This window comes from Caloranaerobacter ferrireducens (assembly GCF_001730685.1).
In the GTDB taxonomy this organism is placed as follows: domain Bacteria; phylum Bacillota; class Clostridia; order Tissierellales; family Thermohalobacteraceae; genus Caloranaerobacter; species Caloranaerobacter ferrireducens.
In genome coordinates this window covers 1-18,047 of the sequence record NZ_MDJR01000012.1, presented here as the reverse complement: position 1 = coordinate 18,047, position 18,047 = coordinate 1, and the positions used below count along the sequence as shown (strand labels likewise).

The window sequence follows — 18,047 nt, the reverse complement described above, 5'->3', positions numbered from 1 at the left end:
GAAAAGCGAAAAACGGAAATCGAATGACGGTTTCTTAAGGAGGGCAAGGCTATGAAAATAGTAGTTGTAAAGGATTATGAGGAAATGAGCAGAAAAGCAGCAAATATAGTAGCAAGTCAGATTATACTAAAACCAGATAGCGTTATAGGTCTTGCGACAGGTGATACACCAAAGGGAGTGTATAGAGAATTAATAAAACTTTACAATAATGGGGATATAGACTTTGCCAACATAAAGACATTTAACTTAGATGAATATTATGGTTTGCCAAAAGAAAATCCACAAAGTTATCACTACTACATGATGGAAAACTTATTTAATCACGTAAACATAAAAAAAGAAAATGTACATATTCCAAATGGGATGGCAGAAAGTATTGAAAAAGAATGTGAAGAATACGAAAAAAAGATACAACAAGCGAGAGGTATAGATTTACAAGTATTAGGAATTGGAAGAAATGGACATATAGGTTTTAATGAGCCAGCCTTAAAATTTGAAGCTAAAACACATTTAGTAGAACTTGATGAAGATACAATAAAAGCAAATTCTAGATTCTTTAATTCAATACAGGAAGTTCCTACTAAAGCAATAAGTATGGGAATAAAGACTATAATGCATGCAAGGAAGATTATTCTGCTTGCTTCCGGAAAAGAAAAAGCAGAGGCTATATATAAAGCAGTTAAAGGTAAAATTACACCAGAAGTACCTGCATCTGTATTACAACTACATCCAGATGTTATCCTTATAGCTGATAAGAAAGCAGCTTCATTATTATAGATTAGGGGGTTTATTATGATAAAGAGAATTCTCGACTTAAATACTTCTGATATATACAAAATGTCAAAGAATGAGATTATTCAAAGTATAAGGGCTGCTGAAGGAAGAACTGTTGTTTCTGAAGTTGTAGGTGTATACCCTCCTCTTTATGGAGATGTTAGTAATGTTGAATTAGTATGTGCTTTTGGTGCTGATATAGTGCTTTTAAACTTCTATGACGTAAACAATCCTCAAGTTTTAGGATTACCTATAGAAAAAGGAAAAAAAGTAGTAAGTGAGATAAAAAGATTAACTGGTAGATTTGTAGGCATAAACTTAGAACCAGTAGATTTAGATGCTGAATTAGTTGAAAAACGTGTAGAATTACCAAATGGAAGATTAGCAACACCAGAGAATGTAAAAAAAGCTATTGAACATGGTATCGATATGGTAGTTTTAACTGGGAATCCTAAAACTGGAGTTACAAATAAAAAGATAGTAGATTCAATAAAAGAAATAAGAGACAAAGTAGGAAACGACATTATTATAATTTCTGGTAAAATGCATGGTGCTGGTAGTATACATGAATCAGGTGGAGGAATAATTGATGAAAAAACAATTGTAGAGTTTATTGAAGCTGGCAGTGATATTATACTTTTACCTGCTCCTGGGACTGTGCCTGGAATGACTACCCAATATGCTAAAATGCTAATAGATGTTATTCACAAATACGGAGCATTAGCTATGACAACTATTGGGACTTCACAAGAAGGAGCTGATGAAAATACAATAAAGACAATTGCTTTAAACAGCAAAATGGCCGGTGCTGATATGCATCATATAGGAGATGCGGGTTTTACTGGAGTAGCTATACCTGAGAATATTATGGCTTATTCTATTGCCATAAGAGGAAAAAGACATACTTATAGAAGAATGGCAAGATCAGTAAATAGATAATAATAGAGTTTAGCTTTATAAAAGTTAATAATTGATTGAAATTTTGATACTATGTTTAGAACAGGAGGCATAAAAAATGAAAGGAATAGCAGCTTCACCAGGAATAGCTATAGGAAAAGTGCTGATAAAAAAAGACTTTCAAATAAAAATAGAAAAAAAGAATATAGACAATATAGAAGATGAAATAAAAAGACTAAACAAAGCAATAAAAGTAAGTAAACAACAAATAGATTCCCTATATCAGCACACACTAGAAAACATAGGACAAGAAGAAGCAAAAATATTCGAAGCACACATAATGATACTAGATGATCCAGAATACTTTGGACAAGTAGAAGAAAAAATAAAAACAGAAAAAATAAACGCAGAACATGCACTAAAACAAGTAACAGATAAATTTCTAGAAATATTTCAAAACATGGACAATGAATACATGAAAGAAAGAGCAGCAGACATAAAAGATGTATCAAACAGAGTAATAAGAGAATTACTAGGAATAGAAACAATAGATTTATCAAAACTAGACGAAGCAGTAATAATAGTAGCCAAAGACTTAACTCCGTCAGACACAGCACAAATGGACAAAGAAAAAGTATTAGGATTCATCACAGAAATAGGTGGAAAAACAGCCCATTCAGCAATAATGGCAAGAACATTAGAGTTACCAGCTGTAGTAGGAGTAGAAGGAATAACAAAAAAAGTAAAAAATAAAGACATAGTGATACTCGATGGAGAAGAAGGAATAGTAATAATAAACCCAGACAAAGAAACACTAAAAGAATACAAAGACAAAAAAGAAGAATATCAAAAATACAAAAATAAACTTAAGCAGCTAAAAGGAAGAGAAAGCATAACAAAGGATGGATTTAAAGTAGAACTAGTAGCAAACATAGGAACACCAAAAGATGTAGAAGGAGTAATTAGAAATGATGCAGAAGGAGTAGGACTATATAGAACAGAATTTCTATACATGGACAGAAAAAGTCTACCAACAGAAGAAGAACAATTTAGTGCATACAAAGAAGTAGCAGAAAAGCTAAAAGGAAAACCAGTAGTAATAAGGACATTAGATATAGGAGGAGATAAAGACCTACCATATTTAGAACTACCAAAAGAAATGAATCCATTTTTAGGATATAGAGCTATAAGGCTTTGTTTAGATAGAACAGAAATCTTCAAAACCCAGCTTAGAGCACTATTAAGAGCAAGCATATATGGAAACATAAAAATAATGTTTCCAATGATATCAAGCATAGAAGAACTAAGACAAGCAAAACAAATACTAGAAGAAGTAAAAGAAGATTTAAGAAAAGAAAACATAAAATTCAATGAAGAGATAGAAGTAGGAATGATGATAGAAATACCATCAGCAGCAATAATGTCAGACATATTAGCAAAAGAAGTTGACTTTTTCAGTATAGGGACAAACGATTTAATCCAATACATAACAGCAGTAGACAGAGGAAACAGAAAAATATCATATCTATATAGTCAATATCACCCAGCACTATTAAGATTAATAAAACAAGTAATAGACAACGGACATAAAGAAGGAATATGGATAGGAATGTGTGGAGAAGCAGCAGGAGACCCAAAACTAATACCAATACTAATAGGAATGGGACTAGACGAATTTAGCATGAGTCCTATATCAATACTAAGAGCAAGATGGATAATAACAAACATAGAACAAAAAAAGATGAAAAAGTTAGCACAGCACGTATTAAACCTACCAACAGCAGAAGAAGTAGAAAAGTTTATAGATGAGAATATTAGTATAGAGTAAAATAAGCTTATTAACTGAAGGAATTATACCTTCAGTTATTTTTTTGCATTATTTAATTATTTAATAATTATTATTGGTAACAATTTAATATTAATTTTATATATTATAGTATAAGTAACAAAAACATTACAAATAATATTGATAATTCTATAAATATGTTATAAAATCATAACTAAGGTGAGGGGGTTATAATATGAGTATAAGTTACATTTTAGCTAACCGAATAAAAGAGTTACGTACAGAGCGAAATATAACTCAAGAGGAAATGGCAAAAGTATTAGGGACATCAAGACAGCGTTATTCAAGATTAGAAAATGGGCAAACTTCAATATCTTATGTAGTAATAAAAAAGATTGCTGAGTATTTTAATATTCCTACTAGCGAGATAACAAAAGTAACGGAAGAAAAAAAAGATTTAGTTAGTTTATTTCGTGAAAAGTCTGATAAAACTAAAGCTGTTAAAGCTGTTGAAAAGATTGAGGAAATTTTAAAGGTATTTTCTGCTCATGAAAAGTTATATTATCAGATGAAGAAGGGTGATTGTATATAATGATTAGTAAATCTGATATAGCCAAGAAGGCATTAAAACTTAGACAAGAATATAAAATAGAATCTTATGGTATTAAGGATATTTTTAACTTAATAGAACGAATGGATATTGATTTGATTAGATATCCATTTGGGAAGGATGTTTTATGTGGTTTTGCAACTGTTTATAGAGGGAAAAAAATTATCGTATCAAACACATCTGAAATTTTATCTAGAGAGATTTATACAATAGCACATGAATTGGGGCACATTATATATGATTTTAATGGAAATATTCAGGATTTAAAAATTGACATAGATATAGATAAGCTAGAAAATAATTTAATAGAAAAACGTGCAAACTATTTTGCTGCTTGTTTTTTAATGCCGGAAATTTTAGTCGAGGAGTTCATAAAATATGAACTAAAAAAGCCATATAGACAAATAGAAGGTTTAGATATTGTTAGAATACAAATAGAATTTAATGTTAGTTATAGCACCGCAGTTATTAGGTTGCATGAACTAGGTTTGATTACTGAAGATCACAGAAAGAAATTATTTAATGAACGAAGGGTTTATACATCAGGAAAATTGTTCAAAATGATTAATGCAGATGAAAGATTGTTAAAACCTACAGAATTAATAAAGGTTCCAAGTAGATATTTAGAGTTTGTGATTAGTAATTATGAAAAAGATTATATTCCTTATTCTAGCTTTAAAAAAGCTTTAGAACTGATTGGGTTAGATTCAGAAGAGTTTAAAAAAGAGGTTGCCGCTCAAGAAGATGAAATAGATATTGATGAACTTTTTGAGGAGTTTGAATAATGGAAGCATCTTTGGATACGGATATTATAATTCATTTGTATAAGAGCGGCAAAAAAGATCTCTTTTTCTCTACGTTTAAAAAATTATATATTTATGAGTATCTAGTAAATGTTGAATTAAAAAACAATGGTAGCGAAATTTTTGATGAATTCATTAAAGATGTAGATGAAGGGCGTATTATTATAATAACTGACAAAGATTTAAAAAACTTTGGAGTAAAAAATCTATTCGATGAATATTGTGAAGAAAACAGATATTTGTTTGATTTAGGTGAACTTTATGCTATAGCTTTAGCAAAGGCTATAGGAATAGCTGCATTAGTTTCAGATGATACAAAAAAGTATGGGCCACATGATACATTGCTAAGAGAAATAATAGAAGATGTTATTCCATTTGCATTTTACGAATTATTGTTTCTTAAATACATAAGTTCAGAAAATACTTTAAATATGTTATATGAGGATTTTGAAGCAGTCAACTGTGTATTAGATAAGCCAATGGATTTTTGTAGTAGAATAAAAAGGACAGTAAGGCGGTTTAGTCAAAAATATGGCAAAAAAAGGGATAGGGAATGGATAGAGAATTACTGTAAAGAAAAGAATATAGATTTTTCAAAGAAAATGATTGAATTGAAAAAGTTTTTGAAGAATAATTCTTGTTAGGACAAGCATAATGGTCGATAGTTGATAGTTATTGGCTGTTAGTTATTTCGAAATATAAGTTAGTCGATAGGTTTTGGACGGATAATCCGTCCTATTTTTATTGCAAAAAATTAATGAATAAAAATATTGACCATTGGTCATTTTAATAGTATATTTAAAATATAAAAAATGACCAATAGTCATAATTCTGAAAGGAGAGTTGTATGGTAAACAAACTGTCAAAAGTATTAAAAAATAAACAAATGAAAGAAAAATCGCTATATGCTGCAGCGTATGAGCTATTCACAACAAAGGGAATTCATAATACAGCAATAAGTGATATAGTGAAAAAAGCTGGTGTAGCTAAAGGAACTTTTTACCTGTATTTTAAGGACAAATACGATATTTTAGACAGAATTATACTTAGAAAAAGTTCATCAATATTAAAAGAAGCTATCGAAGCTACAAATGAACAGGAAATAACAGATTTTGTTGAGCAGGTTATTTTCTTTATTGATTATATCATCGAATACCTAAAGGACAATAAGGTACTACTAAAACTTATTTACAAAAATCTTTCATGGGGGCTATATAGGAAAGCTCTGTCAGACACAAGTGGCTATGATGAAATGAAAGAAGTTTTTAAATTTTTCATGGAAAAGATTAAAGATGAAAAGTACGATTCAGAAGATCCGGAAAAGATTCTGTTTATGATTATAGAACTAACAGGGTCAATATGCTACAGCTCAATAATATTAGAAGAACCAACTACGATTGACGAAATGAAACCAATATTATTTAAAACAATTCGCAAAATGATAGAAAAATAATTCAAATAAAAAAAGGAGATGGGCACATGCTTAAATTTGGTAGATTTATAGCCAAAAACAGAGTACTAGTTTTAATAGTTGCAGTGCTTTTATTAATACCTTCAGTATATGGACTAATTAAAACAAGAATAAACTACGATATATTAACTTATCTTCCTGAAGATTTAGATTCCATGAAAGGACAACGCATATTAAATGATGTATTCTCTAATGCAGCTACTGGAATGCTTATGATAGAAAATATGGAACCTAAAGATGTTGTCAAAATAAAGGAAAAGATTTCACAAATAGATGGTGTAGAAAAAGTTTTCTGGATAAGCGATTTTTTAGACGAAAGCATTCCAAAAGAGATATTGCCTAGTGAAATAAAAGACATGTTCTTTAGAGAAAATTCAACATTACTTACAATTCAGTTTGAAAACGAAGCTGCATCAGATGAGACACAAAAAGCGATAGAAGACATCAGAAAAGTTCTAAACAAACAGTGTTTTTTAAGTGGTATGTCAGCAATAGTAAAAGATACTATCGATTTAGCTGATAGAGAAACACCGATATATGTACTGTTAGCAGTAGTATTAGCAGTAATAGTATTGGCTTTAACATTAGAATCTACAATAATACCAATAATATTTTTACTAGCAATAGGTATAGCAATTGTATATAACTTTGGAACAAATACTTTTTTAGGAGAAATTTCATATATCACTAAATCACTTGCAGCAGTACTGCAATTGGGTGTAACGATGGACTATTCAATATTCTTGCTGCACAGGTACGAAGATGAACTAAAACATACGACGGATAAAAATGAAGCTATGGCTATAGCCATTTCAAAGACAGCAGCATCTATATTAGGAAGTTCTCTTACAACAATAGCAGGTTTCTTAGCTTTAGTTGCGATGCAATTAGGATTAGGTAAAGATATCGGAATAGTCATGGCAAAAGGAGTATTTATAGGCGTAATAGCTACTGTAACTATACTTCCAGCTTTAATTTTAACATTTGACAAAGTAATTCATAGGTTTAACCATGGAACTGTACTTCCAGAATTCAATAAACTATCATCTGTTGTAACAAGGTACTATAAAGTATTTATTGTTGTAATCATCATATTGTTCATACCATCACTATATGGTAAAAATAACACTCAAGTTTACTATAACTTAGACGAGTCGCTGCCAAAAGATATGGAATCAATAGTAGCTTTAAATAAACTTAAAGATGAGTACAATATGACAACTACTCATATGATTATTGTCAAAGAAGATATACCTACATTTAAGGTAAAAGAGATGATAGAAGAAATAGAAAGAGTAGATGGTATAGAAAAGGTAATAGGTTACGATAAAATATTAGGTCCTGCTATACCAGAGGAGTTCATACCTAAAGAGATTAAAGAACAATTTGTAAAAGATGGATATAAATTAATACTTGCTAATTCAATATACAAAGCTGCAACTGATGAACAAAATGAACAGGTTGTCAAACTAAGAGAAATTATTAAAAAATATGATGAAAATGCATACATTACAGGAGAAGGTGCTTTAACAAAAGACTTAGTTGAAATAGCAGATATCGACTTTAAAAGAGTTAGCTTTATTTCAATACTTGCTATATTTGTGATAATTCTAATACTATTTGCATCAATATCAGTACCAGTTCTATTAGTTGGAGTTATAGAATTAGCAATATTTATAAATATGGCAATACCTTATTACATGGGAACTGTAATTCCTTTTATTGCATCAATAGTTATAGGAAGTATTCAGTTAGGTGCAACAGTCGATTATGCGATATTATTAACCACACGATTTAGAGAAGAATTGAGAAATGGACATGATAAATACGAATCAATGAGAATAACTCTTAAAAGTTCAGCAAAATCAATTGTTACAAGTGCTTTAACTTTCTTTGGTTCGACAGTAGGAGTAGGATTTATAGCAAAAATAGAGATGATTAGAAGCCTTAGCATGATGATAGCAAGAGGAGCAATTATAAGTATGTTTGCAATACTGTTCTTATTACCAGCAGTGTTGCTAGTATCAGAAGGAGTAATTTCAGCAACAAGCAAAAACTGGAGAACAAGACCAAGACTTAAGGTTTTGACAAAAGGGAGGAATTAGTTATGAAAAAAACAGTAAATTAATGAAGGTATTAAGCACTACTTTAGTTTTTACAATACTTCTTTCAAATGCTGTATTTGCAAAAGGAGCAATTGAAAAAAAGAGACAGTTTATGTTACATTAACAGAGCAGGGAGTACCAAAAGATAAAATAGTTAGCGTTTGGCTTCATTCAGATGAGAAAAAAGAAGAAATAGTAGACAGAACAATATTAGAAAATATAAAAAATGTCAAAGGAGAAGAAATACCAGAAAAAGAAGGCGATAAACTTATTTGGAAAACAGATAAAAATGACATCTTCTATCAAGGGAAAACAGATAAAGAACTGCCAGTTGGTGTAAAAATAACATATATGTTAGATGGAAAAGAAATTGATCCAAAGGAATTAGCAGGAAAGTCTGGAAAGGTAAAAATAAACATAGAAGTGAAAAATAAAGATAGCTATACTGTAAAAATAAAGGGGAAAAACAGGAAGATATACACTCCATTTGTAACTGCTGTCGTAGTAAATCTTCCTATAGAAAAGTTTACTAGCGTGAAAACAAATAGTGGAAAGATAGTTTCAGATGGCAACAATCAAATTATAACATTTATCACGCTACCAGGAATGAAGGAAAGTTTTGATATAGATAGTAATATTTTTGACACACCAGAAAATTTGGAGATTACAGCAGATGTAAAAGAATTTGAGATGGGACCTATAATGATTACAGTTACCCCAGAAATTCCAGAAATTGATTCATTTAAAGGAGCAGATAATATTACAGAACTTATTGACGGTATAGAAAAACTAAAGGAAGCAAGTGGTAAGTTAAGCGATGCTACTGGCCAAATAACTGAAGGACAGAAAATGTTAGTTGAAAACATTGATAAATTGCAAGATGGAATGTATCAACTAGACCAGGCTTCATCTCAATTGAAGAACGGAATAACAAAATTAGGAAAGGGTATAAAAGATGCTCATATGGGAGCTAAACAGGTTTCAGATGGAGTTAAGATATTATCAGATAGAGCAAATAAATTTGGAGCAGGAGCAGTACAGTTTAGCGAAGGTGCTGTGCAGTATGCAAATAAATCAAAGAAATTTGCAGATGGAGCTAAACAGGTAGCAGAAGGAGTTGGACAAATAGTAGACAATACAGATGAATTGGCGGAAGGTGCTAAAAAACTAGTTACAGGTACAGAAGAAATAATTAAAGGGCAGGAGCAAATAAACTTAGGATTTTCTCAAAGTATAGAAGGATTAGAAGAACTTAAAAAAGGAAAAGAAAAAGAATTAAAAGTTATAGATATACTTATAGCGGGAATAGATACATTAATAGACATAGCTGAAAAAACAGAAAATGTTCCTGTTGTAAAAGAATTAGGCGAAAAGCTTGTAGCAGGACTTAATGAACAGAGAAATAATATGCAGCAGTTAAAAGATTCAGGAACACAATTTCTAGAAGGATTATCTAAAATAGAAGAAGGGATCAAAGCAGCACAAGAAGGTTTTAGTAAGTTAAACCTTGAGCTTACAAAAGTTAATGAAGGACAAAAAGATTTAGTAAACGGGCTAGAAAGATTAAGTGAAGGTGCCAAAACATTAAAACCGGCTGTAGATAAATTAAAAGAAGGCAGCCAAGGACTAGCTGTTGGAGCTGATAGTCTAAATAGTGCAGCAGTTGAATTAAATAATGGAGCTAATGAATTTGTAGAAGGAACACAACAGTTAGTAATAGGTTCACAAAAAGTTACTGAGGGTTTAGCTCAGCTCGATAAAGGAGCGGGTGCTTTAGTAAATGGTGCAGATGAATTTAGTAAAGGCAATAAGAAACTAACAGATGGAATGAGTAAATTATCAGATGGAGCAAAACAACTAGCAAAAGGAACAGAAGAATTGAATAAAAACATGAAAAAATTTGATCAAGAGGGAATAGGAGAGCTTAAAGACAAAGTAGAGGAAAGCACTAAAGATTTAGAGGAAATAATCGAAGTAAAAGATGAAATGTTAAAGCTATCAGAAAACTACCAAACATTTACAGGATTAGGCGAAGACATGACAGGTAGTGTAAAATTTATCATGAAAACAGATGAAATCAAAAAAACTAAAGAGAAGAAGATAGTAAAAGTAGAAACAAAGAAAGAAAAACAAGGTTTCTTTGCTTGGGTTAAAAATGCTATAAAAGATATATTTAATTAAGAGGGGCGGAAATTCCGCCTCTTGTTTTATATTCATGCATAACATATTCTATTACTTTAAAATCAATATAAAGAGCAAAAAAAGAAGGATTTTTAAATAAAACATAGAAATAAATATATCATTGTCGAAAGATATTGACTGATGGTAAAATCTGAGAGGTTTTGTAAGATTGTGTATATTAAAGGGAATAATTCTACTAATTTTACATGAATGTTTAATTTATATTGACGGAGGTAATTAAATGCAAACAAAAATATCTAAAGTACAACTAAAAACTATATCTTTTGTTGAAAGGATAATTTTCATCGGGTTATGTATAGTATTATTTTTTTCTCCGTTTTTCAGAGGATTATATTTTGAAAAAGAGTTACTGCCAGCACATATGCTTTTGTTTGCACTGGCATTGATTTGGCTTATAATAAAATTTAAGGATAAAGAATATAAACTGATAAACACCACTTTAGATATATTAGCAGTTGGTATAGTTTTCATGTATTTTATTTCTATTTTTTATGGAGTAAATACTAGGTTGGCTATCAGTGAGTTTCTAAGATATTCGAATTACTTATTTATATTTTTGTTAGTGAAAGATTTAGGTTATATCAAGAATAGAAAAAAGATATTACTTAATATTCTAGTGATTAGTGCAGTAATTGTAGCTATTATTGGAATAGGTAGTGCTATAGGTACTTGGAATTATAATGGTGCTTTTGTTAATGGTAGAATAAATTCTACATTGCAGTATCCTAATGCATTAGCTTCTTATTTGGGAGCTCTGCTTCTTATTACATTAGGATTATTAGTTATAGAAGATAGAAAAATTGTAAAAGGTATATATGGCGTTTTTTCTAATATTTTAATATTTACATTTATCCTTACTTATTCAAGAGGGATGTGGTTGATACTACCTTTTATATTAATATTTTTTGTTACAATTATTCCTGTAAAAAGGAAAATAGAAACTATTGTATATTTATTTATAACTATTCTGTTTGCGACTATATTTGCGTTTTTATTTTCTCAAAATTTAGAAGGGAAAAATTATTTGCTATGGTTTATATTTATTTTACCAAGTCTATTAACAGGTATTTTAATTTATGTTGTTTCACAATTTGATAAGAATTTAAGAGAAATATCTGTTAGAAAATTTATAGTACATTTGATAATTATATTAGCTGTTCTAGTTAGTTTCATTGTATATATTGCCAATATTGTAGTACCTTTAACATTAACTAATAATACAACTGAAGATAGTTGGACAAGAATAATAAGAAATGTAGAAGGGGTACAACCAGAAAAAGAGTATGAATTAGTGATAAAATATGAGTCGGCTAATAAGTATAAAAAACCATACTCAGGGCAAATAAGAGTATATAGCGTAGATTCTGTTGGAAATTTAGAAAAAATTGAATATTTTAACATATATGATGATTTGAAGAATGAATTAAAAGTACAATTTAAGACTCTTGAAAAAACTGAATTTCTAAAGATTTATTTTGTAAATTATTATTCAAAAACTTCAATTACTTTTAAAGAAGTTATATTAATGAATAGTCAAACTAAAGAAATTATAAAGAAAATACCATTGAAATATAAATATATACCTGAAAGTATTATTTCTAGATTAGAAAGTATTAATTTAAAAAATAATAGTGCTCAGGGAAGGCTTACATTTTACCAAGATGCTTTTAAAATAATCAAAGACAACTTTTTATTTGGAACTGGTGGAGGAGGTTGGGTAACACTTTATCAAGCTTATCAATCATATATGTATTGGACTACTCAAGCACATAATTATTTTCTTCAAATGTGGATAGAAATAGGCTTTATTGGGTTAGTTCTGTTTATTATTTTTATATTCTATTTATCATATTTTACATATAAGGCATATAAAAACTTAAAAGAGGATAACAATAGAATTTTAGCTGTTTCTGTGTATGTTTCGGTAATATCGATATTAATACATGCTTTTATGGATTTTGATTTATCTTTATCTGCAATGTCATTTATGTTATGGGCGTTAATAGGAATATTAGCTCAGAATATAACATATACAGTCAGTTTTTCAACTTTTAAAGAAAAATCAAAGCTTAGAATAAATTCTAATAATAGAATAGTTAAATGCATATTTATTGTGGTATTAGGTTTACTTATAATAACATCAAGTTCAATTTTTATAGGATATAATTATTCACAAAAAGCTTTGGCAGCGAATAAAGAAAAGAAACTAGATGAGACTATAAAGTATTTTGAAAAGGCTGCTAAGTTTGACCCTTATAAACCAGAGTATAAAAGTGATTTATCAACTTTTTATAGGGTGAAGTTTAAACTTACAAAAGATAAGACTTATATGATAAAAGCTAAAAATTTAATGGATGAAGTACTAAAATTAGCACGATATAATTCAAGATTTAATGCTATAGGAGCTTCTTTCTATATGAGTATAGGACAGGTTGATAGAGCGTTGGAATTGATTGATAAGTCAGTTGAATTACAGCCTATGAGAGTTGAAAACTATATTCAAAAATGTGATGCATATATAACAGCTTTTAGTTATTATATCAATCAGAAAAAAGATTTAAATAGAGCTAAAGAAGTCATAGAAAGAGCTTATGAGATTAAAAAACAGATTAAAGAAGTAAATGAATCTGCATTAAGACCATTAGAATATAATGAAGATTTACTATATAAACTAGGTTTTATACAGTTTAATTATGAGAATCTTAAAAATAAAGAATATATGATTACTAATGATTATATTATAGATTTTGCTTATTATTTTGATTTAGATATAAATAATGATGGAATTTTGGACAAATTAGAAACAAAAAATGTAAACGAAATTGAAGTTAAATATGAAACTACAAAATACGAAAACAATTTTATAAGAATAATTAATAATAAACAATCATTAGAAAGTGTTGATATCAAAGGAATAAAATTAGAGCCGAATACTGAATATAAAATATATTTTAAAGTTAGAGGAAATGTGAATAAAGATACACTTAATGTTTATATATTTGAGGATAAAGATGGGAATAAGATGCTGGGTGGCTTAACAAATATTAATGTTAATGAAAACTGGAAGTTATATAGTTTTAATATACAAACTGATTCGAATATAAAATCTGGAACACAATATATATCATTCCAGATAAGTGGAGATAACGTTGGATATATTGATATACAAGAAGTGATTATTTTTAAAAAATTAAGTAGAGAAAAATTATATTAAAAAGTATTCATATAAATCTTATAAATATTTTAGGGTGTTTAATTATGAACATACTTATAATTACACAACATTATCCTCCTGAAATAGGAGCTGCTTCAAACAGAATGAAGAATTTATCTTATTTTCTTAATAAACTTGGGCATAAGGTAACAGTATTAACTAGTGAACCTACCTATCCTAATAAGGAAATATATAAGAAAAAAGATCATAATGAACTAAAAGGACTAGAAAACATTAAAGTTTATAGAGTAAATACATTTTTGGAGTCATATTCACGAAATAAAGTTAAAAGACTTATACTTTATATATCATTTATATTCAGTGGTATATATAAGTTATTAAAGATTAAAGAAAAATTTGATTTAATAATAATAACTTCTCCACCAATTTTTGTTGGGATATTAGGGATAATTGCAAAATTAAGGTATAAATGCAAATTATACCTTGATATAAGAGATTTATGGCCTGATTCTGTAAAAGCTCTTGAAATTTTCCAAAATAAAACTTTATTAAATATTGCATACAGATTTGAAAAATTTTTATACAACAAATCTGATAAATTAATAATAAATAGCACAGCATTTAAAGAAATGCTATTGAAAAAAGGGCAGACTGAGTCTGATATTATATATTTACCAAATGGTATTGCAAATGAATTTATTAATAGAATTTCTTATATAGAAAAAGACGATAATTTTGTAAGAGTAATTTATGCAGGAAATTTGGGTTATGCACAGGGATTAGAAGCTTTAATTGAAACAGCCAAATTGCTAAAAGATTATAAAAAAATAAAAATTAGTGTTATAGGCGGTGGAGTTGAGTTAGAAAAACTTATTAGTTTGTCTAAAAAGTACGATTTAAAAAACATTGAGTTTTTAGGGGTATTACCAAGAGAAAAAGTTGTAGAAGAATTATTGAAAAGTCATATCGGAATTATTCATTTGAGTAACCGAAAAATATTCGAGACGGTTATTCCATCTAAGGTCTTTGACTATATGGTCACTAAATTACCTATAGTAGCTGGTGTTAGAGGTGAGATAGCAAGGTTGTTATTAGAGTCGGGTTGTGCTTTAATATGTGATCCATATGATAGTAAAAAAATGTCAGAATATATATTACAATTAGCTTTAGATAAGGACTTAAGAGAAAAGAAAGGCGAAAATGGATATACCTATTTATTAAAACATTTTGTATGGGATAAAAATATTAAAGAACTTGATTTTAAAATTAAGAACATAAGCAATAAGGAAGGAATGGAGTTAAAATGACGTTATTTAGAAAAACTTTACGAGATTTTGCTAGATACAAAGAATATATAATATATACTACTAAGTCTGAATTGAAAGTGCAGCTTTCAAGTACTTTTCTAGGGTATTTATGGTGGATTTTAGACCCATTAATGTATATGTTAGTTTATATGCTTGTAATTATGGTTATATTTCATCGAGGAGGGAAGGACTTCCCTATATTTGTATTTTGTGCTTTAGTACCATGGAAATGGACTGTATCTTCTATTATGGATAGTACAGGTAGTATAAAGGGGAAGGCAGGAATATTACAACAGGTATATATACCTAAATTTATCCTTCCACTTATTAAAACATTGATAAATACAGCAAAATATTTATTTGGAATTATGGTGCTTATTGTAATGATGGTTTTCTTTAGAGTACCTTTTACTTTGCACTTATTTGAATTTATTGTGGTTTTTCTAATAAATTTCTTGTTTATATTAGGAGTTTCATTAATTTTATCTCATTTAGGTGTTTATTTTAAAGATATTAATAACATTTTATCTTTTACAATTAGATTGTGGTTTTATCTTTCTCCAGCTCTTTATGATTTGGAAAGTGTTCCAGTAAAGATTCGATTTCTATGGTGGGTTAATCCTATGACTACTTTTTACAAAAGTTATAGAAATGTGTTTTTGTATGGAATGTCGCCACTTTATTTGCAACTAATATTTTGGTTTGTATTAAGTTTTATTCTTATATTTATAGGACTGAGATACTTATATAAATTTGATAAAAACTATACGAAGGTGATTTAGATGAATTCATTAGCTATAGAAGTAAAGAATTTAAATTTGAAATATAAATTTGTTAAGAATATGAACATGAAACAGGAGATAATTAAATTATTCACTGGAAAAAAAGAAAAAAGAGTCAAAGAAGTTTGGGCTTTAAAAAATGTAAGTTTTAGTATAGAGAAAGGTAAAACTGTTGGAATTATTGGGACTAATGGTTCAGGTAAGACAACTCTATTAAAGACTATAGCTAAAATTTTTAAACCTGATTCAGGTGAAATTAAGTTATATTCAGATTCTGTATCTTTACTAACATTAGGAGCAGGATTTCAACCTGAGCTTTCAGGAATAGAGAATATTTACTTGAATGGATTACTTTTGGGTTTTAGTAAGAAAGAAATAGATAATAAGCTGAATGAAATTATTGAATTTTCAGATCTTGGAGAATTCATATATCATCCAATTAAAACTTATTCATCAGGTATGAAAACAAGATTAGCTTTTTCGATAGCTTCACATGTTGAACCTGATATTTTGTTAATTGATGAAGTTTTAGGCGTTGGAGATGAATCTTTTAGAAAAAAGAGTGAAAACAGATTAAAAGAATTGATAAAAGATAATAGGACAGTATTAATTGTTTCTCATAACTTATCGGCAATAAGTAATTTATGTGATTTGGTGTTATGGATTCATAAAGGTGAAGTTATGGATTATGGAGATACTGAAGAAGTTATTAATAAATACAGAGAGTTTGTTAGAAGTTTGAAATAGGAAATGGGGGTTAAGAAGTGTCTAAAAAAATATGTATGTTTGTATGGAATCATTTCACTAACGATGCAAGAGTATTAAGAGAGGCTATTGCCTTAACAGAAGCAGGCTATGAAGTGGACGTTGTAGCTGTTCATGATCCAAAGAACCCTCATTTGTCAAGAAAAGAAACGTTAAATGGATTTAATGTGATAAGGGTAAAAAGATATCCCAATATTTATATTAAAATACAAGAGCTAAAAAGAAAAGTATTTAAAACAAAGAAAATAGTGAAGAACAAAAAAATGTTGGTGTTATTAATGATACCTGCTGCAATTTTACTATTTCCATTATTTTTAGTCTATAAGCTTATATATTTATTTTTAAAAAAGACAAAATTTTTAAAGACATATATTAGATTTTGTATATTTCTTAGAATGATAAAAGAAGGTTTAAGAAAAGATTATGATATATATCACAGTAATGATTTAAATACATTACCTCAAGGATATATATGTAAATTGATTAAAAAGAGTAAACTTATATATGACTCTCATGAAGTACAGACAAGTAGGACAGGCTATGTTGGTAAACAGTATTATTATTTAGAAAAATTTTTAATAAAAAAGATTGATAAGATGATTATGACAACAGATACACGAGCTGAGTATACCGCTAAACTTTATGGAATTGAGAAACCAGAAGTTGTTCATAATTATCCATTTTACAGAGTGCCTCAAAAACACAGTGTAGATTTATATAAACTTCTTGATATAACAAAAGAAGAACCAATATTGTTATATCAAGGTGGTATACAGCAGGGAAGAGGATTAGAAAAAATAGTAGAAGCTATACCTAAAATAAAAAAGGGTGTTATTGTCTTTATAGGAGATGGAAAAATAAAAAATGAAATTATTAAACTGTGTGAAGAAATAGGAGTTATGGATAGAGTAAGATTTGTTCCTAAGGTACCAGTGAATGAATTGCTAAATTATACCCAAAATGCTTATCTGGGATTTCAAGTATTGCAGAATATATGCTATAACCACTACTCTACTCTTTCTAATAAATTGTTTGAGTATATTATGGCAGAGGTTCCGGTTGTAGCGAGTAGTTTTCCAGAAATAAAAAAGGTGGTAGAAGGAGAACGGGTTGGGGTTACTATAGATCCACATGAAAGTGAGAATATAGCAAAGGCTGTAAACTTTATGATAGATAATCCAGATAAATATGCTGAATATAAAGCAAATTGTAAAAAGGCTAGGGAAAAGTATAATTGGGAGAGGGAGAAAGAAAATTTTATTCGTATATATAGAGAAGTTATATAGTTATATTTAATAAGTGAATAAAGTTAGGGGGCAGATTAGAGAATGCAAAAAGCATTAGATAGAATATATGAAGCATATTATGAT

14 protein-coding genes are annotated in these 18,047 nt (G+C 28.8%); all 14 read left to right on the top strand.

What is annotated here, in order from left to right:
* Positions 1-51 precede the first annotated feature (51 nt).
* Complete coding sequence (gene nagB / locus BFN48_RS11610; RefSeq protein WP_069651048.1) at positions 52-777, top strand: glucosamine-6-phosphate deaminase; 726 nt, start codon at positions 52-54, stop codon at positions 775-777.
* A 15-nt stretch (positions 778-792) separates the two neighbouring features.
* Positions 793-1,713, top strand: coding sequence for a DUF7916 family protein (locus BFN48_RS11605; RefSeq protein WP_207644735.1), 921 nt, complete (start codon positions 793-795; stop codon positions 1,711-1,713).
* A gap of 76 nt (positions 1,714-1,789) precedes the next feature.
* Positions 1,790-3,499 carry a phosphoenolpyruvate--protein phosphotransferase gene (gene ptsP / locus BFN48_RS11600; protein WP_069651047.1) on the top strand — a complete coding sequence of 570 codons (1,710 nt, stop codon included), beginning with the start codon at positions 1,790-1,792 and terminating at the stop codon, positions 3,497-3,499.
* Between the two features lie 193 nt (positions 3,500-3,692).
* Positions 3,693-4,049, top strand: coding sequence for a helix-turn-helix domain-containing protein (locus BFN48_RS11595; RefSeq protein WP_069651046.1), 357 nt, complete (start codon positions 3,693-3,695; stop codon positions 4,047-4,049).
* A complete protein-coding gene (locus BFN48_RS11590; protein ID WP_083238922.1) occupies positions 4,049-4,852 on the top strand; it encodes an ImmA/IrrE family metallo-endopeptidase in 804 nt (267 codons plus the stop codon). The genes BFN48_RS11595 and BFN48_RS11590 overlap by 1 nt, the downstream gene beginning before the upstream one ends.
* A complete protein-coding gene (locus BFN48_RS11585; RefSeq protein ID WP_069651045.1) occupies positions 4,852-5,514 on the top strand; it encodes a PIN domain-containing protein in 663 nt (220 codons plus the stop codon). Before BFN48_RS11590 ends, BFN48_RS11585 begins: the two co-directional genes overlap by 1 nt.
* A gap of 203 nt (positions 5,515-5,717) precedes the next feature.
* Positions 5,718-6,323 (top strand): TetR/AcrR family transcriptional regulator, encoded by a 606-nt coding sequence (locus BFN48_RS11580; RefSeq protein WP_069651044.1) that lies wholly within the window; start codon positions 5,718-5,720, stop codon positions 6,321-6,323.
* Positions 6,324-6,349: 26 nt separating this feature from the next.
* Entirely contained in the window at positions 6,350-8,446 is a 2,097-nt protein-coding gene (locus BFN48_RS11575; RefSeq protein ID WP_141706174.1) for an efflux RND transporter permease subunit, read from the top strand.
* A gap of 351 nt (positions 8,447-8,797) precedes the next feature.
* Positions 8,798-10,627 carry a hypothetical protein gene (locus tag BFN48_RS11570; protein ID WP_069651042.1) on the top strand — a complete coding sequence of 610 codons (1,830 nt, stop codon included), beginning with the start codon at positions 8,798-8,800 and terminating at the stop codon, positions 10,625-10,627.
* 241 nt (positions 10,628-10,868) lie between these two features.
* A complete protein-coding gene (locus BFN48_RS11565; protein ID WP_069651041.1) occupies positions 10,869-13,862 on the top strand; it encodes an O-antigen ligase family protein in 2,994 nt (997 codons plus the stop codon).
* A gap of 44 nt (positions 13,863-13,906) precedes the next feature.
* Positions 13,907-15,130 carry a glycosyltransferase family 4 protein gene (locus BFN48_RS11560; RefSeq protein ID WP_069651040.1) on the top strand — a complete coding sequence of 408 codons (1,224 nt, stop codon included), beginning with the start codon at positions 13,907-13,909 and terminating at the stop codon, positions 15,128-15,130.
* Complete coding sequence (locus BFN48_RS11555; protein ID WP_069651039.1) at positions 15,127-15,912, top strand: ABC transporter permease; 786 nt, start codon at positions 15,127-15,129, stop codon at positions 15,910-15,912. Before BFN48_RS11560 ends, BFN48_RS11555 begins: the two co-directional genes overlap by 4 nt.
* Positions 15,913-16,659 (top strand): ABC transporter ATP-binding protein, encoded by a 747-nt coding sequence (locus tag BFN48_RS11550; protein WP_069651038.1) that lies wholly within the window; start codon positions 15,913-15,915, stop codon positions 16,657-16,659. It abuts the gene before it with no gap.
* Between the two features lie 17 nt (positions 16,660-16,676).
* Positions 16,677-17,963, top strand: a complete 1,287-nt coding sequence (locus BFN48_RS11545; protein WP_207644734.1) for a glycosyltransferase — start codon at positions 16,677-16,679, stop codon at positions 17,961-17,963.
* Positions 17,964-18,047: the final 84 nt, after the last annotated feature.